General features: G+C 66.1%; 21 protein-coding genes. 12 read left to right on the top strand and 9 right to left on the bottom strand.

The window, feature by feature from the left end; genetic code table 11:
• Window positions 1–27: 27 nt before the first annotated feature.
• The 11 genes from ACLBKS_RS02385 (at window position 28) to ACLBKS_RS02335 (ending at window position 11,245) form a co-directional block, all read left to right on the top strand.
• Window positions 28–759: a DUF4198 domain-containing protein gene (locus ACLBKS_RS02385; protein WP_410191189.1), complete on the top strand. Its 732-nt coding sequence runs from the start codon at window positions 28–30 to the stop codon at window positions 757–759.
• On the top strand, window positions 756–1,055 hold the full coding sequence (locus tag ACLBKS_RS02380; protein WP_410191188.1) for a DUF3649 domain-containing protein: 300 nt from the start codon (window positions 756–758) through the stop codon (window positions 1,053–1,055). Before ACLBKS_RS02385 ends, ACLBKS_RS02380 begins: the two co-directional genes overlap by 4 nt.
• Entirely contained in the window at window positions 1,052–2,650 is a 1,599-nt protein-coding gene (locus ACLBKS_RS02375) for a PepSY-associated TM helix domain-containing protein (protein ID WP_410191187.1), read from the top strand. Before ACLBKS_RS02380 ends, ACLBKS_RS02375 begins: the two co-directional genes overlap by 4 nt.
• Complete coding sequence (locus tag ACLBKS_RS02370; protein WP_410191186.1) at window positions 2,647–2,931, top strand: DUF3325 family protein; 285 nt, start codon at window positions 2,647–2,649, stop codon at window positions 2,929–2,931. Before ACLBKS_RS02375 ends, ACLBKS_RS02370 begins: the two co-directional genes overlap by 4 nt.
• Before the next feature lie 342 nt (window positions 2,932–3,273).
• Complete coding sequence (locus tag ACLBKS_RS02365; RefSeq protein WP_410191185.1) at window positions 3,274–3,810, top strand: sigma-70 family RNA polymerase sigma factor; 537 nt, start codon at window positions 3,274–3,276, stop codon at window positions 3,808–3,810.
• Entirely contained in the window at window positions 3,807–4,808 is a 1,002-nt protein-coding gene (locus ACLBKS_RS02360; protein ID WP_410191184.1) for a FecR domain-containing protein, read from the top strand. Before ACLBKS_RS02365 ends, ACLBKS_RS02360 begins: the two co-directional genes overlap by 4 nt.
• Window positions 4,809–4,884: 76 nt before the next feature.
• Window positions 4,885–7,323, top strand: coding sequence for a TonB-dependent siderophore receptor (locus tag ACLBKS_RS02355; protein WP_410191183.1), 2,439 nt, complete (start codon window positions 4,885–4,887; stop codon window positions 7,321–7,323).
• Between the two features lie 72 nt (window positions 7,324–7,395).
• The gene (locus tag ACLBKS_RS02350) at window positions 7,396–7,692 is read left to right on the top strand and encodes an iron uptake protein (RefSeq protein ID WP_410191182.1); all 297 of its coding nucleotides are present in this window, start codon (window positions 7,396–7,398) and stop codon (window positions 7,690–7,692) included.
• Between the two features lie 11 nt (window positions 7,693–7,703).
• Entirely contained in the window at window positions 7,704–9,419 is a 1,716-nt protein-coding gene (locus tag ACLBKS_RS02345; protein ID WP_410191181.1) for a PepSY-associated TM helix domain-containing protein, read from the top strand.
• Window positions 9,412–9,726, top strand: a complete 315-nt coding sequence (locus tag ACLBKS_RS02340; RefSeq protein ID WP_410191180.1) for a DUF3325 domain-containing protein — start codon at window positions 9,412–9,414, stop codon at window positions 9,724–9,726. The genes ACLBKS_RS02345 and ACLBKS_RS02340 overlap by 8 nt, the downstream gene beginning before the upstream one ends.
• 112 nt (window positions 9,727–9,838) lie before the next feature.
• Entirely contained in the window at window positions 9,839–11,245 is a 1,407-nt protein-coding gene (locus ACLBKS_RS02335) for an esterase-like activity of phytase family protein (RefSeq protein ID WP_410191179.1), read from the top strand.
• A gap of 32 nt (window positions 11,246–11,277) precedes the next feature.
• Here the strand turns inward: ACLBKS_RS02335 and ACLBKS_RS02330 are convergent, their stop codons facing one another.
• A complete protein-coding gene (locus ACLBKS_RS02330) occupies window positions 11,278–12,417 on the bottom strand; it encodes a serine hydrolase domain-containing protein (protein WP_410191178.1) in 1,140 nt (379 codons plus the stop codon).
• Between the two features lie 110 nt (window positions 12,418–12,527).
• Window positions 12,528–13,004, bottom strand: coding sequence for an Lrp/AsnC family transcriptional regulator (locus ACLBKS_RS02325; protein ID WP_410191177.1), 477 nt, complete (start codon window positions 13,002–13,004; stop codon window positions 12,528–12,530).
• Window positions 13,005–13,144: 140 nt separating this feature from the next.
• Between ACLBKS_RS02325 and mmuM the strand changes: the two genes are divergently transcribed.
• Complete coding sequence (gene mmuM / locus ACLBKS_RS02320) at window positions 13,145–14,113, top strand: homocysteine S-methyltransferase (protein WP_410191176.1); 969 nt, start codon at window positions 13,145–13,147, stop codon at window positions 14,111–14,113.
• A 22-nt stretch (window positions 14,114–14,135) separates the two neighbouring features.
• Here mmuM and ACLBKS_RS02315 read toward each other — a convergent pair whose 3' ends face one another.
• From ACLBKS_RS02315 to ACLBKS_RS02285, 7 genes are all read right to left on the bottom strand, one after another.
• A complete protein-coding gene (locus tag ACLBKS_RS02315; protein ID WP_410191175.1) occupies window positions 14,136–14,966 on the bottom strand; it encodes a 2OG-Fe dioxygenase family protein in 831 nt (276 codons plus the stop codon).
• The gene (locus ACLBKS_RS02310) at window positions 14,963–15,346 is read right to left on the bottom strand and encodes a hypothetical protein (protein ID WP_410191174.1); all 384 of its coding nucleotides are present in this window, start codon (window positions 15,344–15,346) and stop codon (window positions 14,963–14,965) included. The genes ACLBKS_RS02315 and ACLBKS_RS02310 overlap by 4 nt, the downstream gene beginning before the upstream one ends.
• Window positions 15,347–15,503: 157 nt before the next feature.
• A complete protein-coding gene (locus ACLBKS_RS02305; protein WP_410191173.1) occupies window positions 15,504–16,067 on the bottom strand; it encodes a winged helix-turn-helix transcriptional regulator in 564 nt (187 codons plus the stop codon).
• Window positions 16,064–16,426 carry a VOC family protein gene (locus tag ACLBKS_RS02300; protein WP_410191172.1) on the bottom strand — a complete coding sequence of 121 codons (363 nt, stop codon included), beginning with the start codon at window positions 16,424–16,426 and terminating at the stop codon, window positions 16,064–16,066. The genes ACLBKS_RS02305 and ACLBKS_RS02300 overlap by 4 nt, the downstream gene beginning before the upstream one ends.
• 100 nt (window positions 16,427–16,526) lie before the next feature.
• Window positions 16,527–17,528, bottom strand: coding sequence for an NADP-dependent oxidoreductase (locus tag ACLBKS_RS02295; protein WP_410191171.1), 1,002 nt, complete (start codon window positions 17,526–17,528; stop codon window positions 16,527–16,529).
• A gap of 134 nt (window positions 17,529–17,662) precedes the next feature.
• Complete coding sequence (locus ACLBKS_RS02290) at window positions 17,663–18,049, bottom strand: MAPEG family protein (protein ID WP_410191170.1); 387 nt, start codon at window positions 18,047–18,049, stop codon at window positions 17,663–17,665.
• Window positions 18,050–18,357: 308 nt separating this feature from the next.
• Window positions 18,358–18,612 carry an acyl-CoA-binding protein gene (locus ACLBKS_RS02285; RefSeq protein WP_410191169.1) on the bottom strand — a complete coding sequence of 85 codons (255 nt, stop codon included), beginning with the start codon at window positions 18,610–18,612 and terminating at the stop codon, window positions 18,358–18,360.
• Window positions 18,613–18,625: the final 13 nt, after the last annotated feature.

The raw sequence follows: 18,625 nt of genomic DNA, 5'->3' as shown, positions 1-18,625 counted from the left end.
TGATCCCGCCTGCATCGGAGTATTGATATGCAAGTAAACCGCAACGCACTGGCCGCTTTCGCCTTTGCCGCATCGGCGGCGGCCCAGGCTCACCAGATCTGGATCGAGCAGCCTGCTGGCGGCAATGCCGTGATCCGCTTCGGCGAATACAGTGAGAACCTGCGCGAAGCCTCGCCGGGCCTGCTCGACAAGTTCGGTAAGCTGCGGGCCACGCTGGTTTCTTCGCGCGGTGAGAGGCAGGCCGATGCAGCGAAGACCGCCACCGGCTTTAACCTGCCTTTCCAGGCTGTTTCAGGAGAAACGATCGTCGCGGAAGACGCCAGCTACCCGCTCTACACATGGAAACAGGGCGAGCGCCAGATCACCAACTGGTACCGCCCCGCCGCACGCTACATTACCGACTTCAAGGCGCAGCAAGCGCGCCTGACGCTCGACCTGGTGCCCACCGGCAACCCGGGCGAATTCAAGGTGTTGTTCAAGGGGCAGCCCCTGCCCAAGGCCAAGATCAGCCTCGTGGTCCAGTCCGGCTGGGCCAAGGAAGGCCACGCTGACGCCCAGGGCCTGGTGCAGTTCGACATGCCGTGGCAAGGCACCTACGTGGCCGAAGTCAGCCACGATGACCGAGTTGCCGGTGAACGCGTTGGTGCCCATGAGGCCGAGAAGTTCGACGGCATCAGCTACGTGACCAGCCTGACGTTCGTAAAGGCCGACGGGCTGCCTGCCGTGCCAGCCGGCCCGGCGGCGGCGCCGTCCAAGTGAAGACACTGCTGCTGCGGGTCTGGCGGGCGGGTCCGCTGCTCTCGCGCATCGGGGCCGCCATCTTCGGTGGCTACGCGCTGGCGGCGCTCGCCAGCGTGGCGACGCTCGCCCTGCCCATGGACAAGGTGCAGGCCGTGCTCACGGGCCTGCTGGCCAGTTTTCTGGTTTACGCCCTCGCCGTGATCTGGGTATTTGCCGCGCGCAGCGCCTGGCGCGCCTGGGGCGGCTTGCTCGTGATCGCTACCCCCTTGCTGATCGCAGCCTGGACCGTCTGGCCGGCGGGAGCCGCACGATGACTGATTCCATCGAACCCAAGGCCCTCGGCCTGCGCCAGACCATGGCGGACCTACACACCTGGGCCGGTCTGCTGGTTGGATGGTTCCTGTATGCGATGTTCCTCACCGGCACGGTGAGCTACTTCAAGGAAGAGATCTCGCAGTGGATGCGGCCGGAACTGGTTCACCAGACGCAGGTTCCGGATCCAGCGCTGGCCGCCCAGCGTGTCACCGAGGAAGTGCTGCGCCAGGCGCCCGGCACGTCGCAGATCGGCTTGCGTCTGCCCGACGTGCGCAACGCGGTGGTTGATGCGTTCTGGCGCAAGCCCAACGCCGAGGGACGGCGCGGCTTCGACCAGGGCAAGTTCGACCCAAGCAACGGCCAGTCGGTCAGCGCCCGCGACACCACCGGTGGCGACTTCTTCTATCGCTTCCACTTCCAGTTCCACTACATGCCCGCGCTGTGGGGTCGCTGGCTGGCGGGCTTTTGCGCGATGTTCATGCTCGTGGCGATCATCAGCGGCGTGATCACGCACAAGAAGATCTTCACCGACTTCTTCACCTTCCGCTGGGGCAAGGGACAACGTTCCTGGCTCGATGCGCACAACGCGCTGTCGGTGTTCGGGCTGCCGTTCCACGCGATGATCACCTACACCGGTCTGGTGACCCTGATGGCGCTGTACATGCCGTGGGGCGAGCAGGCTGCGTTCAAGACGCCGGCCGAGCGCCAGCAGATGTCGGCGCAGCTCAACGCCTTCATCCAGCCGGACAAGCCCACGGGCCAGAAGGTGCCACTGGCGCCGGTGGACGCCATGGTGCGTCAGGGGCAGGAGCGTTGGGGCCAGTACAACGTCAGTCGCGTGACCATCACGAATCCGGGTGACAGCGCCGCGCGCGTGACGGTGCTGCGCGGCGAGGAAGCTCGCCCGAACATGAGTCCGCAGTACCTGCTGTTCGACGGCGCCAGCGGCAAGCTGCTGGAGGTGAAGGATAGTGTCGGCCCTGCGGCCGAGACGCGCGGCGTGCTGTATGCGCTGCACCTGGGCCGCTTCGGCGACTGGCCCACGCGCTGGCTGTATTTCATCGTCAGCCTGGCGGGCACAGCCATGGTGGGCACGGGCCTCGTGATGTGGACCGTCAAGCGGCGCCAGAAGCTGGTTGACCCGGCTCGGCCGCATTTTGGCTTTGTGCTGGTCGAGCGCCTGAACATCGCCAGCATCGCAGGCCTGTCCATCGCCATGACGGTGTTCCTGTGGGCCAACCGGCTGTTGCCGCAGGGCCTGGCGCAGCGTGCCAACTGGGAGGTCGATGTGTTCTTCGCGGCGTGGGCATTGGCCGTATTGCATGCCGTTGTCCGGCCCGCCAAGCGGGCCTGGATCGAGCAATTCTGGCTTGCCGCGGTGCTATTGGCGCTGCTACCGGTGCTGAGCGCGTTGACCACCGAGCGCCCGCTATGGCACAGCCTGACGCAGGGGGATGCGGCCTACATCGGCTTCGAACTGACACTGTGGTTGCTGGCCACATTGCATGCATGGCTGGCGATCCGCACGGCGCGCCACGTGCCGGCGCAGCGCAAGGCACGCGGTGCAGCCCGCCAGATCGAGGCGGCGGCATGATCCACGCCGTGGCTCTCGTCCTGTGCCTGCTGGCCTTTGCGGCGCTGGCCCTGACCACCGAACGGCAGCAGGCCGACCTGTTCGGCGGCCCGCTCAGCCGCCGCTCGACCTTGCTCTTGCGCCTGGCCGGCTGGATTGCCATGTTCATCGCCCTGGCAAGCCTGGTGACGGCGCAGGGCTGGGGACTGGGGCTGGTCAGCTACAGCGGCCACACCAGTCTGGCGGCCGGCCTGGTGTGGAGCGCGCTGATCGTATACGGCCGGCGCCGCGACCGCCGCTGACACCGCATCAAGGCGCCTGGGGCAACCCGCCCGCCACCTAGAGCAACACGACGACGGCGCTGACCCCGCTTTCGTCGCCGCGCGCCTGCTCTGGCCGTCCTGAGCCTCTCTTCTCCCTGAGCTGGTCCCAGGGCCACCAGCGGCTTGCCCTGGCGGACCGGCTGTGGTGTCTGCACCAAACTTCTTCACGAATCTTGTCCGGGCGGAAACACAAAGCTAAAATGAGAGCAATTCTCATTTAATTCCGACTGGGCAACGATTTGCCCCTCGACAGGAGCGCAGCGTGCCCTTGGCCCCATCTTTGCCGCGAGACGTGTAAGCAGCCGCACTGCGCGCGCCATCATGAGCTCGAACCCCCACACCACCGTCACCGCGCCGCTCGCGCTGACCACGCTCTACGAAGCGCACCACGGCTGGCTGCTCGGCTGGCTGCGTCGGCGCCTGGGCTGCCGCAACAGCGCCGAGGACCTGGCGCACGACGCCTGGCTGCGCATCCTGGCCGGGCGCGACTTCGCCGCCATCGTGGAACCGCGCGCCTACCTCAGCAACGTGGCCCACGGCCTCATGGTCAACTGGCTGCGCCGCCAGGCGCTGGAGCGCGCGTATCTGGACGCCCTGGCCGCACTGCCCGAGGCACTGGCGCCCTCGCCGGAGCACCGCCTGTCCGTGCTGCAGACACTGCACGAGGTGGACGCGATGCTGGACGGCCTGCCCCCGCAGGCGCGCCAGGCCTTTCTGCTGTCGCAACTCGACGGCCTGGGGTATGACGAGATCGCCGCGCGGCTCGGCGTCTCGCTCGCCACCGTCAAGCGCCACATGAAGCGTGCCTTCGTCGGCTGCCTGGCCTTGATGGACGACGAAACGGTGTCCACAACATGAACGCCGCCGCCCTCGACCCACTCATCCTGGACGAAGCCGCCGACTGGCTGATGCGCCAGCAGTCCGGTGACCCGACCGCGGTGGACGCCGAGGCCTTTGCACAGTGGCTCGCGCGCAGTCCGGAACATGCGCGGGCCTGGGCACGCGCCGAGCGGCTGCGCGCGCGGCTCGACGAGTTGCCGCCGCAACTGGCCCAACCAGTTCTGCAGCGCCCGCAGCGCCTGCGCCGACGCAGCGTCCTGTCCGGCCTGGGCCTGCTGCTGGCCGCGCCATCCGCCGCCTGGCTGGCCTGGCGCACCGCCGACGGGCAAGGCTGGACGGCCGACCTGCGCAGTGCCCGTGGCGAGCAGCGCCCCGTCCAGCTGGTCGACGGCAGCCACGTCACGCTCAACACTGTCAGCGCCATCGACGTGCGCTTCGACGCCACGCAGCGCCTCATCGTGCTTCGCGCCGGTGAGGTGCTGGTGGACAGCGCGCCCGATCCGCTGACGCCCGCCCGTCCGCTGCGCGTGCAGACCGCGCAAGCCACACTGCAGGCGCTGGGCACGCGCTTCGTCGTGCGGCATGACGAAACACGGACCCGGCTCACCGTGCTGGAAGGCAGGGTGCGCGTGGCGCCCTCATCGCGCACCGACACGCAGGACGTGCCGGCCGGCTGGCAGATGGACATTGCGGCCGACAGCTTCGGTGAGGTGCAGCGCATCGACCCGGCGCGCGCCGCCTGGACCCACGGCCTGCTGATGGCCGACAACCAGCGGCTGGACGAATTCCTGGACGAACTGTCGCGCTACCGGCACGGCCTGATCGTGTGCGAGCCCGAGGTAGCGGCGTTGCGCGTCTCCGGCGCCTTCCCGGTAGCCGACACCGACCGTGTGCTCCAGATGCTGGTGGACACCTATCCGGTCCAGGCCACGCCGCGGGCGAGGGGCCTGTGGCTCACGGTGCATGCGCCCCAGCCTAAGACCAAGGCGGCAGCGGCGGGCAAATCCGGGAGCTGACACTTTTTTCGCACTCGCTTGGCAAGGGATATGAGGACCGCCATCGCCGGTCCACCCATCACCGAAGGACCTTGCCATGCCCCGTCACTCACGCCCGGCCGAACGCCGGCTCACCCTCGCCATCCGCAGCGCGCTGCTGGCCGTCTCCCTGGTCGCTGCCGTAGCGCCCGCCACGGCCCAGACCCGCGCGCTGGACACCGTGCCCGTCCAGAGCTATGACATCCCCGCCGGCCCGCTGGGCCGCAATCTTTCCGCCTTCGCGGTGCGCGCCGGCATCGCGCTGTCCTTCGAGCCGACCCTGACCGAAGGCCGCAGCAGCCCGGCCCTGAGCGGCAACTACCCCGCGCGCGAAGCGCTCCAGTTGCTGCTGACCGGCAGCGGGCTGGAAATCGTGGCGCGAGAGAACGGGACGTATACCTTGCGCGTGACACCGCAGTCCGGCGCGACCCTGCCGGAGGTGCGGGTGACGGTGGCTGCCGCCAAGGATGGCCCCACCGAAAGGACGGGCAGCTTTACCACCGGCAACACCACGGCAGCCACGGGCCTGAACCTGTCGCTGCGCGAGACGCCGCAGTCGGTCACCGTGATCACCCGTGCGCGCATGGACGAGGCGGGCATCAGCACACTGGGCGACGCCATCGCGCAGGCACCGGGCATCGAGTACCGCCCCATGGGGTCGTCCGTGGGCGGTTATGCCCCCATCTATGCACGCGGCTACACCGTGCAGAGCCTCATATTGGACGGCCTGCCCATTCCGCCATCGGCAGTGACCGGTTGGACGATCCAGGGTCTGGGCTCGCTGAACACGGACGTGTACGACTCGGTGACCATCGTGCGCGGGGCCACGGGCCTGCTGACCGGCGCGGGCGACCCCTCTGCCGCCATTGCCCTCACGCGCAAACGGCCCACGCCCGAATTCCAGGCATCGGTATCGCAGTCGCTCGGATCCTGGCAGCAACGGCGTACCGTGGGCGACGCGGGCGGGGCGCTGAACGAGGCGGGCACCTTGCGTGGCCGCGTAGTGCTTGCCTATGAAAGCGGCGCCGGCTGGCAAGAGGGATATCGCTACGACAACTATGTGGGCTATGGCGTGCTGGAAGCCGATCTTTCAGACCGCACCCTGGCAACGCTGGCGGTGGAACTCAGCGGCGACAACGGTTGGGGCGGCGCCGGGCCGACGACCGGCCACGCCCTGGCGGATTCAGACGGCAACCGCCTGCCCTTTGACCGCCATGACAACGCCTTGGCCAAGTGGAGTGGTTTCGAAGACCGCCGCACCGGCCTGACGGCGGCGGTGGAACACAGCTTCACCGACGACTTGCGGATCAAGGCGGCCTACAACCGCAATCAGATCAAGACAGAGCAACGTTTTGGCGTCACCGAACAGCCCGACGCGAACGGCGACGCTCCTCTGCACCTGCGCGGCTACCGCTTGAACAACGTGGTGGACTCGCTGGGCGTCAAACTGGATGGCACCTACGACCTGTTCGGTCGCAAGCATGAACTGGTTGCAGGCTTCAATGGCACCTGGTCGGAAGAGAAGAACCCGGACTGGTACATGGACTGGGGCAACGCCACCGCGAACGTCTACACCTGGAACCGGGATATCCCCGAGCCGGACTGGGACGCTCTGTATGAGTTCGGCGGACACACCAAAACGGATCAGTACGGCTTCTACGCCGCCACCCGGCTGCGCGCCACCGATCAGTTGTCGGTGCTGCCAGGCGTGCGCGTGAGCAACTGGCGTTCGCGCGACCTCGACGAAGATGGCGACGTGACCTCCGACCGCAAGGAAAAGGGGGTGCTGACGCCGTATCTGGGCCTGGTGTATGACCTTACGTCGAATCTTTCGGTCTACGCCAGCTACACCACCATGTTCAATCCGCAATCCAATCGTGACGTGAACGGCGATGTGCTCGACCCAGAAGAAGGTACCAACCTCGAGACGGGCGTAAAGGGTGAGTGGTTCGGCGGGCGCCTGAACGCCAGCGTCGCAGTTTTCCAGGTGAAGAAAGACAACCTGGCTGTGCAGGACGGCACCAACCAGACGCCCACCGGAGACGACGCCTATCGCGCCGAGGATTTAACCAAGGGCCGCGGCTGGGAAATGGAAGTGGCGGGCGAGCCCATCGCGGGCTGGCGCATTCAAGGTGGCTACACACGCGTGCGCACGGAGAACCGTGATGGCGAGCGTTTGAACGTCGACCAGCCCGAACGCCAGGCCAAGCTGTTCACCACCGTGACGCCTGCGAGCCTGAACCAGCTCACCGTCGGTGGCGGCCTGTTCTACCAAAGCGCCATCACGACCGATGGGGTAGACGCATCCTTGCGGGACCTCTACACCCAGGAGAGCTACGTCGTGATCAACGTGATGGCGCGCTACGTCTTCACCAAGCAGTTGATGCTGACGGCGAACCTGAACAACGTGTTCGACAAGACTTACCGTACCGCACCGGACCAGCACGAGTACGGCGCCCCGCGCAACATGTATGCGACGTTGAACTACAAGTTCTGAAAACAGCCTGCTTCGGGAAGCGGTCATGCAGCGTCGGCATGGTGACGACGCGGCTCTTTCTGGAGAACCTCAATGCCTGCAAGACTGCCTCTCCCCCTGTCGATGCTGTCGCGCTTCGCCGCCGCCCTGCTGGGCGGCTACGCCTTTTGCTGGGGCGTGATCGCCCTGTGCGCGGCGGCGGCGTTTCCGCTGGGCGCAGAATTCCATGACGGGGAAATGCTGGGCTTGATCCTGGCGTTGCTACTCTATCCGGTGGCGTTCCTGTGGGCCTTCGCGGCCCGCAGCCTGTGGCGGGTGGGCGCGGTGCTGGTGGGCGGCGGCGCGCTGATGGCCGTTGCCGCCTCGGTGATCCAGTCCACGCTGACCTGAGAGGGAGAGACATGTTCCAGAGCTTCCGCCATGCCGCAACCTGGGTGCACACCTGGTTCGGACTTGTGCTGGGTTTCGTGCTCATGGCGTGCTTCTTCTTCGGGGCGCTGTCGGTTTTCGACCGCGAGATCGACCGCTGGGCGATTCCCGCCTCGCGCTTCGCGCCCCAACCCATGCCCTCGTTCGACAAGGTGCTGCGCCCTGCTTTCGAGAGCATGCAGCCCAACCAGGAGAGCCTCGATCAAGCCCGCACGCTGGTCGACGGACCCTTGCCCACGCATTGGGACAGTCCCAAATCCTGGGAGGCGTACACCACCCATCGCGACCCGGTGCTCAATCTGTCTGCCCGGTGGAAAACGCCCAATGCCCGGGTGCCAGACGACGTGGTCGGCTACCGCACGATCGACCCGCGCAACGGCAAGGTGTTGGCCGACGACCAGTTGAAGATCGGCAGCCAGTTCTTCTTTCCGCTTCACTACAACCTGACCCTCAACCAGAGCATCACCGCCAATGGGAGGGACCTGGGCGTCTGGATCGTCGGCTTCGCCGGGCTGGTGATGTTGGTGGCGCTGATCTCGGGCGTGGTCATGCATCGCAAGTTCTTCCGAGAATTCTTCACCTTCCGGCCCCGGAAGAACACCCAGCGCAGCGTGCTCGACCTGCACAACATGACCGGCGCGCTGGCGCTTCCCTTCCACTTCTTCTTTGCCTTGACGGGCTTGCTGATCTCCGCGGACACCTATTTCCCCGTCACCGAAACCCAGCTCGAACCGCTGCACGAACTGCACGAGAAGATTGAGGAGCAGGAAACCGGATTGCCGCATGGCCGCGCAGGCGTGGCCGCGCCGCTGGCCTCGGTGGACGCGATGGTGACCGAAGCGCAGCGGCGCTGGACGGCAAAGGGCATGGCCGGCGAGGTCGGCTCGCTGCGCCTCATGCATGTCGGCGATGCCAATGGTTATGTGAGTATCTTACGCGCTGGCACCGACCGCATCGCAAGCGTGAGCGAAGGCATCCACTTCAAGGCCAGCACGGGCGAAGTGCTGCGCGAAGATCCGCCGCAGACCGCCGTGGGCGGGGTCGCCGACTTCCTCGTCGGACTGCATTTGCAGCACTTCCGCCACTGGCTGCTGCGCTGGTTCTATGTGCTGGGTGGCCTGATGGGCGCGGCCTGCATCGCCACCGGCTTCATCTTCTTTGTCGAGAAGCGCAAGAAGCAGCACGCCAAGGTGGGCGGCCAAGGCAGCCGCGCGGTCGATGCGCTGGCCGTCACCACCGTCACCGGCATGCTGCTCGCCACGCTGTCCATCCTGATCGCCAACCGCCTCTTGCCCGAAGCGCTGCCCGCAGGCTGGCCGCCGCGCGACAGTCTGCAGATCTATGTGTTCTGGACCGGCTGGGCGCTGGCCATGCTGCACGCCTTCGTGCGCAGCGCGCCGGTCGCGCTCGGCAAGATCAACCCGGCATGGCGTGGACAGTGCTGGGCCGTGGCGGCCCTGGCGGTCGCGGCCGTGCTGCTCAACTGGATCACGACCGGCGATCATCTCCTGCGCACCCTCGCTACCGGCTACTGGCCGGTCGCCGGAGTGGATCTGTCGCTGCTCGTCACCGCCGGGCTGGCCCTCCTCGCGGCACGCAAGCTGCGGCAGCGAGAGGCGGGCCAGAAGGCGATGGGCACGGATCAGCCTCCACCACGCGCGCTCGTTCAGGAGGCGGTGAATGTCTGACGAACTCCTGCTCGCCGGTGCGTTGCTGCTCAGCACCACCGGCTTCGCATGGCTGGCGCTGGCGATGGACGCGCACTGGCAGCAGGTACACGGCGACGGCAGGCCGACGACGCGCGCACGCACCCTGCTGCGCGTGACGGGAGGCACTGCCTTGCTGCTCTCGCTCGTCCTGTGCAATCTGTCCGACCATGCAACGATCGCGTCGCTGGTCTGGGTCATGGCGCTCACCGCCGGGGCCTTGCTGGTTGCGTTCACGCTGACCTGGCGCCCGCGGATGCTGCGGATGCTGTGGCCCTGGGGTGACTGACTTCGGCACGAAGAGCAGCACAGCTCATCCACACGCAGCGTCGGACACATTCACGGCACTGTCATCGCTCCTGCATATGCTGCACGATTTTGATGTTCCACGGAGTCGTGCCATGTCCTTGCGTTGCGGTGCTCTGCAATTCCCGATCCAACCCCTGCTGCTCGGCCTGATGCTGCTGGGCGGCGTTCATGTCGCCCAGGCCCAGTCGGCTCCACAAGCCGTGACGGCCACACTGGCTGGTCATGCCGCGCTGCCGACGGACACCACCACCCCGGCGCCGCGTGACGCGGGCGCTTTCTTCGCGACCGCGGGCAAGTTCGCCAACGGCGCTCGGACACGCAATGAAAAGCTGGGCAGTGAACCCTCCTACACCACGGCAGGCGGTTCCAAGCCGCGCGCCACCGGTGGCGCTCTGCCCGTCAAGGGCCAAGCGGTTCAAGGCTTTTCTGGCATCGTCGCGCTGGACCGTGACCACTACCTGGTGCTGACCGACAACGGCTTTGGCAGCAAGATCAACTCGCAAGACGCCCTGCTGATGGTGCACACCGTCCAGGTGGATTGGAAGAGCGGCAAGGTCAACTTGCGCAAAACCATCTTCCTGCACGACCCGGATCGCAAGGTGCCCTTCGCCATCCAGAACGAGGCCAGCGACAAGCGCTACCTCACCGGCGCGGATTTCGACGTGGAATCGATCCAGAAGATCGGCAACACGCTGTGGATCGGCGACGAGTTCGGCCCTTACCTCCTGCAGACCGATCTGAACGGCAAGGTGCTGGGCATGACCGAGACCGTGGTGGACGGCAAGAACTTCCGTTCGCCCGATCACTACCTGAACAGCCGCCTGCCGAACCTGCCGAGCGACGCCATGCCGCAATGGGAAGTGCGCCGCTCGGGTGGCTTCGAACCCATGGCCCAGTCCCCGGACGGCAAGACGCTGTACCCCGCCTTCGAATGGCCGCTGTACGACGCTCAGACCAGGACCTTCGAGAAGAGCAACGACCGCATCTACACCCACATCCTCGAATTCGACGTGGCCAGCCGTCGCTACACCGGCAAGCAGTGGAAATACGCCTTCGAGGAAAGCGGCAACGTGATGGCCGACTTCCAGATGCTGAACGCCACCACCGGCCTGGTGATCGAGCGTGACGATGCGTCCGAGGGCATGGCGCCCGCTTGCTCGGGCGAAGAACGTCCGGATTGCTTCGCGCGGCCCGCGAAGTTCAAGCGCGTCTACAAAATCGACCTGAGCAGTACCGACGCCAACGGCTTCGTGCGCAAGGTGGCCTACATCGACCTGCTCAAGATCGCCAACCCCCAGCGCCTCGCCAAGCGCGGCCCGAACGAGGAAGTGTTCAGCCTGCCGCACCTGGGCCCGGAAGGCCTGGCCATTGTCGACGCGCGGCACATCGTCGTCGTCAACGACAACAACTACCCCGGTTCCTCCGGTCGTCAACTGGGCAAACCGGACGATGACGAGCTGACCCTGCTGGACATCCAGGCCCTGATCGACGCAAAGTGATGCGGTGACGTCGGCCCTGGCAACCACCTCGGTCAGTCCAGGGCCGCGTACACCATGTTGCGCAGCAGATTGCGGTAATACACCCGTTGCCCCGGCGCCTGCGCGAGCAGGATGGCAAACAGCTCTTCTTGCGGGTCGACAAAGAAGGTCGTGCCGCCAATGCCGCTCCAGTGGTACATGCCCACGGATCCGGGCGTCGGCGCCAGGCCCGGGGTCGTGCGCACCGCCACGCCGAGTCCGAAGCCATGGCCTGGCGCGAGCAAGTCACCTTCGATCGCGATGCGACCCAGATGGTCGGACGTCATCCACTCGATGGTCTTGCGCGACGCCAGCCGCACGCCTTCCAACTCACCACGGTTGAGCATCAGCTGTAAAAAGCGCGCGTAGTCGGTGGCGGTGGAAACCAAGCCGCCCCCGCCGGATTCGCCAGCAGGCGGATCGCACACATCGATCAGGTTCACCGCCGCACCGCTGTCGGGGTCGGTGGCGAAGGGTTCGGCGATGCGATGCCACTGCGGGTGCGGCACGTGAAAGCCCGTGTCACGCATGCCCAGTGGCTCGAAAATGCGCTGGCGCAGCAGTTCACCCAACGTCATGCCGCTGACGACTTCCAGCACCGCGCCCAGCACGTCCGTGGATCGGCTGTACAGCCAGGCCGATCCTGGCTGCCGGGCCAAGGGCAGTGAGGCCAGCACACGGCACATGTCGCGGTTGCTGCGCGCGCGAGACGCCACGTCCGCCGCGCGGTACTGGCGTTGAACCGCGTCATTGCCGAGGAACTCATAGGTCAGCCCCGAGGTGTGACGCAGCACATCGTGCACCGTCATGCCGCGCTGGGCGGGCTCCAGGCGCAGCGTGTCGCCGTCCTGCGTCGCCACCTGCTGCACGCCAAACTCAGGCAGGTACTGGGCGACCGGATCGCCCAACATCAGCCGCCCCTCCTCCACCAGCATCAGCGCAGCGAGCGACACGATGGGCTTGGTCATGGAGTAGATGCGGAAGATCGAATCCCGCCGCATGGGCAGGCCAGCTTCCACATCTTGCCAGCCCAGGGCGTCGAAGCAGCGGGTTTCACCACGCTGCGCGATGTACAGCACCGCACCGGGCAGACGGCGCGCGGCAATGGCGGCCTCGAAGGCCACACTCAGGCGTTGCAGGGCGATGGCGTTCATCGGGGACCTCCTATGTCAAAGCGTTGGAACATGACAGGCATGCTGACCTTTTTTGGAACGACGGTTTGCCGGACGGCTCGACGCGAACCTGGCCGTGGCGCCTCTCAGCGTCAGGGCCTGTTCATCGCCACCGGCACAAAGAGACTCTGTTTCAAGGTGTCGATGACGACATGCGTGGTCATGCGAACCACCTGCGGGATCTCGGCCATCAACCGCGCCGCCAAGGCGTCGTAGGCCTGCACATCGCGCGCCACGACCACCATCATGAGGTCAAAACTGCCGGTGACGTAGAAGACCTGCTGGACCGCTGGCTCGGCCAAGGCCCACTGTCGAATGCGTGGCAGGGCCTCGTAGTTGTCCTTGATCTCCAGCCCCGACAGAAAACACATGGCATCGCCCACCGCCTGCGGGTTGACCACCGCAACCTCGGCGCGGATGGTCTTGTCCTGGCGCATGCGCCGCAGTCGGCGCTGAACGGCAGAGGCGGACAGCCCCACCGCATCGGCAATCAGCTCTGCACTGAGCTGGCAATCCTTCTGAACCAAGTCCAGGATCTTGCTGTCAAACACATCCAGTTCGCTGTCCATGCGCGGATTCTAGGCAGCGGCTCAGCGCGCAGGCCGCGCGCGACTCCCCACCGATACGCCGTGCGGCCGCGTTCGGTGGCACGTTTTTGCCGCCACGCCGCGTTGCGCGCGACGATACTTGGCCATCCCCTGAGACCACCATGAACACGCCCACCCACCCCTTGCAGCAAGCCTTGGACGAGCAAGGCCTCTTCGTGCTCGACGGCGCGCTGGCCACCGAGCTGGAGCGGCGCGGCGCCGACCTCAAAGACCCACTGTGGTCGGCCAAGCTGCTGATCGAGCAGCCCGAGCTGATCCGGCAAGTGCACCTGGACTACTTTCTCGCGGGTGCCGACGTGTCCACCACGGCCAGCTACCAGGCCACCTTTGAAGCCTTCGCGCAGCGTGGCCTCGGCCATGAGGAGGCGGCGAAGCTAATGCGACGTTCGGTCCAGCTCGCCTGCGAAGCCCGCGATGCCTTCTGGTCTGACCCGAAGCACCGCAGCGGCCGACGCAAACCCCTGGTGGCCGCCTCGGTGGGGCCTTACGGAGCGATGCTGGCCGACGGCTCGGAATACCGTGGCTACCAGGGGGTGTCCCGCGCCGCCCTCGCGGCGTTCCACCGCCCGCGGTTGCAAGTCCTGGCCCACGCAGGCGCCGACCTGCTGGCCTGTGAAACACTGCCGTGCCTCGCGGAAGCACTGGCCATCACAGACCTATTGCCCGAGTTCCCAGGGGTGCAGGCCTGGATCAGCTTTTCCTGCCGCGACGGCGAACACAACAGCCAGGGTGAAGCGCTGGCGGATTGCGTGGCCGCGCTGGACCCCGTGCCCCAGGTGGCGGCGGTGGGGGTGAACTGCACGGCGCCAGAGTTCGTGCCCTCGCTGATCGAACGTGTACGCGCGCGCACGAGCAAACCCATCGTGGTCTACCCCAACTCCGGCGAACACTACGACGCGGTGGGCAAGGTATGGCGAGGCGACGGCCAGGCCCACGATTTCGCCGCCCAGGCCATGCGCTGGCACCAAGGCGGCGCCCGCCTCATCGGCGGGTGCTGCCGCACCGGGCCGGACGACATCCGCGCCCTGCGGCTAGCGGCGCTGGCCTGCGGTGCGTTGGGCCAGCGCTGACCTCATCGACTGCTGACCTGGCTCAGTCCCCCTGCTCCGGCGGCTGGCCCGCGAAGGTGACCACCAGCACATCGCGCCAGGCGGGCTGAGACGGGTCCAAGGGCGTGACAGGCGTGACGCCGTGGAGCACCCGGGCGTCGTCGACGATGGCCGCGTCCAAGGGCTCGGCGAGCGTGAAGCGTGCCAGGGTCTCGCCCGCCTGATCGCGGATGCGCGTCTCGCCCCCTTCGATATTGCGGCGCTGGACCAGCATCATCCAAACGAAATCCACGCCATCACGGTGCACCCCCTCGGGCGTGGGCGTGGCGCCGCTGCGGGCCGCGTCGATGCGGAACTGGTGCACCTCGATGTGCCAGGCCCGCGCGGGGGCGAGCGCGCCGAACAGATCACGGCAGCAGGACAGCACCGCGCCCAGCACTGTGCCTTGCGCGATGTCGGCTTCCACCGGCGCGAAGTGGCGGGCGATGCCACCGTTGAGCGGGTTGTAGGCGCGGCTTTGGTAATGCGGGCGGTGGGGCTCCTGCCGCACCGGCCCCGACGCCGTCGCGCTGAAGGTCGCATGCCGTCGCTCGCGGTAGCGCCCGCCATCGGCCATGTAGCGGTCACGCTCCAAGCGGTTCCAGCTGTCCTGGAACGCCGTCCAATCACGGTCGCTGAAACCCGTGCGCCCCGCCAGCCGCTCGGCGGTTTGCTCGGCAGGCCAGAACACAACGCCCTCGCGCACGAGGGATGCACGCGCCTGGGCCAGGCGGCGCGCTTCAGCGCCCACGTCGGTGTGCGAGGGCGTCCATGAGGACGCCGGTGACGGTGCCGACGAAGGCGCCGACTCGTCGGGCTCCGGGTCCAGGCTCATCCCCGCACGAACAGGGTGTACAGCGGCTGGTCGCCCACTTGGCGGCTCCAATGCCCATGCACCTTGTCGTCAAACGTCGCGCCCGCGGGCAGCACGTCCGCCGAATAGAAATGCTCACCCGGCTTGAAGATGCGCGAGCTGCCGTCTTGCAGGCCAATTTCCATCTGCCCACCGAGGATGAAACACCATTGCGGCGCACCCGTGCAATGGAACGTGCTGCGAAAACCCACCGGGCTCATGCGCAGCTGGTACCCGCCACTGGCGTAAACCTCGGACAGCATGGATTGCGGCGTGCCCTGCGTGAGCGGCACGGATTCTTCGCGGAAACGCGCGCGGCCGTCGGTGTCGGTGAAGAGGATGGTCTTGGTGAAGGTGGACATGCGCTGCTGTGGCCTCTGGCTGAACGGGAAAGAAACTAAAAGGAATGGCTCGGATTATCGCCAGCGCCTGAACAGGCCGCCGCAAGGTGCGACGCCACCCCGCTTCGGAACGCGTGTTTGCGGCATGGAGGTGTCCACGCCATGCACGCCATGGCATTCAGGCCAGCGACTCCAGATCCATGGCGAACTGCCCCACGGGCGCGCGGGCCGTGGCCTGCAGGTGGTACAGAAAAGTCGGGCGCGGTTCGGGCTCCAGCGCCTTGTGGATGGCGCCGAGCTGCTGAAAGGATTCCAGCCGAGCCGACAACATGCGGGGCGTGACCGGGTCCAGCGCCTTGCCGATCTGCTGAAAGCGTTCATGCCCGTAGTGCAGAGCCAGCAGCAGCGGCATGTTCCAGGCCTGGGCCGAGAGGCGCCCCAGGCCCAGGCGTTGCTCCGTGAGTTGCATGGCACGAGCGGCCTCGCGCAGTTGCTCGCCTTGCTCGGTGAGCAGGTACTCGGGCAAGGCCGGGTGGCGGCGCTCCTCGGGCGAAAGGCGGACCAGCAGACCATTGGCCTCCAAGCGCCAAAGGTTGTCGCTCAGGCGCGCGGGCGTGATGCCCAACGCTTTCTGCATGGGCGAGAAACGGCCACGCGCTGGCCCCATGGCCAGCAGCAAGGGCACGGTCCACTGGCCAGACAGGGCCTGCGCCAGTTGTAGTACGGTCTTCTGGGTCTTCAAGGCTGGGTCAGGTCTTCCGACAGCATCAGGTTGTGCCCGTCGGGGTCGGTGAATGTGGCGAGCTTCACCATGTCGGGCACGGTCTCGATCTCACCCTGAAAGCGCACGCCACGGTCTTCCAGGGTCCGGCGCGCCGCCACGACGTCCGATACCTCGAAGACCGTGGACGAGGTCGAGGGCACGACCTCCTGCGCCTCGGAAAAGCCGATCCGCACGCCCGGCGTGTTGGTGTCGACCATGGCCATGCTGGACTCCGGGTCGTGGAAGGTGACGGAGAAACCGAGTTTCTGGGTGTAGAAGTCCAGGGTCTGCTGCAGGTTCTTGACGCTGTACCAGACGGTGATGCCGGGCTTGAACATGGTGGGTGCTCCGAGTTTTGGTAGCGACAATATAGCAGGTATATTTTCGATATCAAAATGCTGACTGCGCGCGCGCCACCCTACTCCACCACGATCAACTTCACTTCACCCTCACCACCACTTTGCCCTTGGCGCGGCCTGTTTCGACATAAGCCAGGGCCTCATTGGTCGATTCGAACGGAAAAACCCGGTCGACCACCGGACGAATGGCCCCGGCCTCGATGAGCTGGGTGAGTTCACCGAGTTGCTGGCCATTCGCCTTCATGAACAGGAATTCGTAAGCCACGCCCAGGCGCTTCGCCCTGCGCCGGACACCGGCGCTCAAAAAACGCACGGCCAGCCGCACGAGCCAGGATGCCCCTGTGTCTCGGCCGAACGCGGGGTCGGGCGGCCCGGACAGGGAGACGAGCTTGCCACCACGTTTGAGCACACGCAGCGATTTGTCGAGTGCCTTGGCATCCTGGCTGTGCAGCACCACGTCCTGGTCGCGCAACACGTCGTCGACCTGCTGCGTCTTGTAGTCGATGAGCAGGTCCGCCCCCAAACGCTGCACGAGTGCGGCGCTGGCCACGCTGGCCGTGGTGGCGACGCTCGCGCCCAAATGCCGGGCCAATTGGATGGCCAAGGTGCCCACGCCACCCGAACCTGCCTGGATGAACACCTTCTGCCCTCGCTGCAGTTGCGCCCTTTCAACCAGCGCCTGCCAGGCGGTGAGCCCGGCCAGGGGAACCGCCGCGGCCTCTTCCATCGAGAGGCCGCGCGGCTTGAGCGCCAGCGAGGACTCCTTGACCGGAATGAACTCCGCCAGGCTGCCGATGCGGAAATCATCGGCGCGCGCATAAACCTCATCGCCCGGCTTGAACCGGCGCACCCGTGGCCCCGTCTTGACCACCACTCCCGCCACGTCATGCCCCAGCACCAGCGGCACGCGATAAGGCAAGATGAGCTTGAACGCCCCACTCCTGATCTTCACGTCCAAGGGGTTCAGGCCAGCCGCGTGGACTTCGACCAGCACCTCGTCGTCGCGCAAGTCGGGTTCGGGCAGATCCGTCGCTCGCAGCAGGCGCCCCGGTCCATAGGCGTCGAGCACCAATGCTTTCATGTTCGCTTCACTCCGCTGTTTCAAACAAGCGCCAAGCGCTCAGGCCGATGATGCCCGAACCATCTGAAGAACTGCGACGCACGGCTCATGCCAGCCACAGGGTCTTGCGCACACAGTTCCCGCGCGGAAGCGCACTACCTGAAAGCCTGCGCCACGCACCAGCCGCCGAATGCCAGCATGGGCAGAAAAGTCAGGATCATGCCCAAGGCTCGAGGCAGGCCCCAACCCTTCAGCACAAGAATGGCCGCGTGCATGATCCGCCCCACCAGCAGGCTGATGCCACCGGCCCACAGCAGCCAGTGGGGTGCGTGCCCCAGCTCAGCCGCAGCCATGGCCAGGAGCACGATGGGCACGTTCTCCGTGTAATTGGCGTGGGCGCGCATTCGGCGCAGCAGCGTCTGATCACCTCCGTCCAGGAACTGGATGTTGGTCTGCACCCTTCGGTAACCAACCATGACGGTGAGCGGTACCTGGATGAGTGCGAACACACCGATGAAAAAAATCGTTGTGGGGATCGTCATGGAACCTCCGAACCAAAGTTGCGTGCGCGCCCTAGGTTTCGACGACGTTCTGACCTATGACCAGACCGTGCCGCGTCAGGTCGCCTCCCACAATTGGAGCCGTTTCGTGCAGTCGATGTCAAACTGCGGAGGCAATTGGTGGGTGGCGCTCCGACGGGCAAACCGGCTTGGCGGTACGGCGGCTTGAGGATGGAAAGAGTCATACGAGCTGCGCCATGCCCAATGACCGCTCTACTCTCTTGCCCGATCCGGACCGGGTCTCCTGACCACACCGCGAAATCAGTTGATCAAAACTTCTTCGAGAACACTCACTCGAGCCCGGCGACCAAGTCGATGTAACGCTGCATCGCCTCCTCTTGAGACAGTCCTTTGCATTCCGTCCAGGCTGTCCACTTCGTGCGCGCCATCATGTCGCCGAACCCGGGTTTTGGAGTGGTGTTATCTCCTGCGGTGCCCTGCTTGTACAGACCGTACAACTTGAGCAGCATGGGGCTGTCGGGCCGGCTCTTCAGCGCTTTTGAACGCTCGATGGCGACGGTGAATTCTTCGATCACGGTAGGCACAGGTCGTCTCCTG

Origin of the sequence: Hylemonella sp. W303a, from assembly GCF_046452315.1 — a bacterium.
GTDB lineage: Bacteria > Pseudomonadota > Gammaproteobacteria > Burkholderiales > Burkholderiaceae_C > Hylemonella.
The sequence above is the reverse complement of the archived record's forward strand: the minus strand, read 5'-3'. Positions and strand labels throughout refer to the sequence as shown.

Excerpts from the sequence above, each read along its gene's own strand:
- ACLBKS_RS02385 (WP_410191189.1), top strand. The coding sequence starts at position 28 with ATGCAAGTAAACCGCAACGCACTGGCCGCTTTCGCCTTTGCCGCATCG.
- ACLBKS_RS02375 (WP_410191187.1), top strand. The coding sequence starts at position 1,052 with ATGACTGATTCCATCGAACCCAAGGCCCTCGGCCTGCGCCAGACCATG.
- ACLBKS_RS02370 (WP_410191186.1), top strand. The coding sequence starts at position 2,647 with ATGATCCACGCCGTGGCTCTCGTCCTGTGCCTGCTGGCCTTTGCGGCG.
- ACLBKS_RS02365 (WP_410191185.1), top strand. The coding sequence starts at position 3,274 with ATGAGCTCGAACCCCCACACCACCGTCACCGCGCCGCTCGCGCTGACC.
- ACLBKS_RS02360 (WP_410191184.1), top strand. The coding sequence starts at position 3,807 with ATGAACGCCGCCGCCCTCGACCCACTCATCCTGGACGAAGCCGCCGAC.
- ACLBKS_RS02355 (WP_410191183.1), top strand. The coding sequence starts at position 4,885 with ATGCCCCGTCACTCACGCCCGGCCGAACGCCGGCTCACCCTCGCCATC.
- ACLBKS_RS02350 (WP_410191182.1), top strand. The coding sequence starts at position 7,396 with ATGCCTGCAAGACTGCCTCTCCCCCTGTCGATGCTGTCGCGCTTCGCC.
- ACLBKS_RS02345 (WP_410191181.1), top strand. The coding sequence starts at position 7,704 with ATGTTCCAGAGCTTCCGCCATGCCGCAACCTGGGTGCACACCTGGTTC.
- ACLBKS_RS02340 (WP_410191180.1), top strand. The coding sequence starts at position 9,412 with ATGTCTGACGAACTCCTGCTCGCCGGTGCGTTGCTGCTCAGCACCACC.
- ACLBKS_RS02335 (WP_410191179.1), top strand. The coding sequence starts at position 9,839 with ATGTCCTTGCGTTGCGGTGCTCTGCAATTCCCGATCCAACCCCTGCTG.
- ACLBKS_RS02330 (WP_410191178.1), bottom strand. The coding sequence starts at position 12,417 with ATGAACGCCATCGCCCTGCAACGCCTGAGTGTGGCCTTCGAGGCCGCC.
- ACLBKS_RS02325 (WP_410191177.1), bottom strand. The coding sequence starts at position 13,004 with ATGGACAGCGAACTGGATGTGTTTGACAGCAAGATCCTGGACTTGGTT.
- mmuM (WP_410191176.1), top strand. The coding sequence starts at position 13,145 with ATGAACACGCCCACCCACCCCTTGCAGCAAGCCTTGGACGAGCAAGGC.
- ACLBKS_RS02315 (WP_410191175.1), bottom strand. The coding sequence starts at position 14,966 with ATGAGCCTGGACCCGGAGCCCGACGAGTCGGCGCCTTCGTCGGCACCG.
- ACLBKS_RS02310 (WP_410191174.1), bottom strand. The coding sequence starts at position 15,346 with ATGTCCACCTTCACCAAGACCATCCTCTTCACCGACACCGACGGCCGC.
- ACLBKS_RS02300 (WP_410191172.1), bottom strand. The coding sequence starts at position 16,426 with ATGTTCAAGCCCGGCATCACCGTCTGGTACAGCGTCAAGAACCTGCAG.
- ACLBKS_RS02295 (WP_410191171.1), bottom strand. The coding sequence starts at position 17,528 with ATGAAAGCATTGGTGCTCGACGCCTATGGACCGGGGCGCCTGCTGCGA.
- ACLBKS_RS02290 (WP_410191170.1), bottom strand. The coding sequence starts at position 18,049 with ATGACGATCCCCACAACGATTTTTTTCATCGGTGTGTTCGCACTCATC.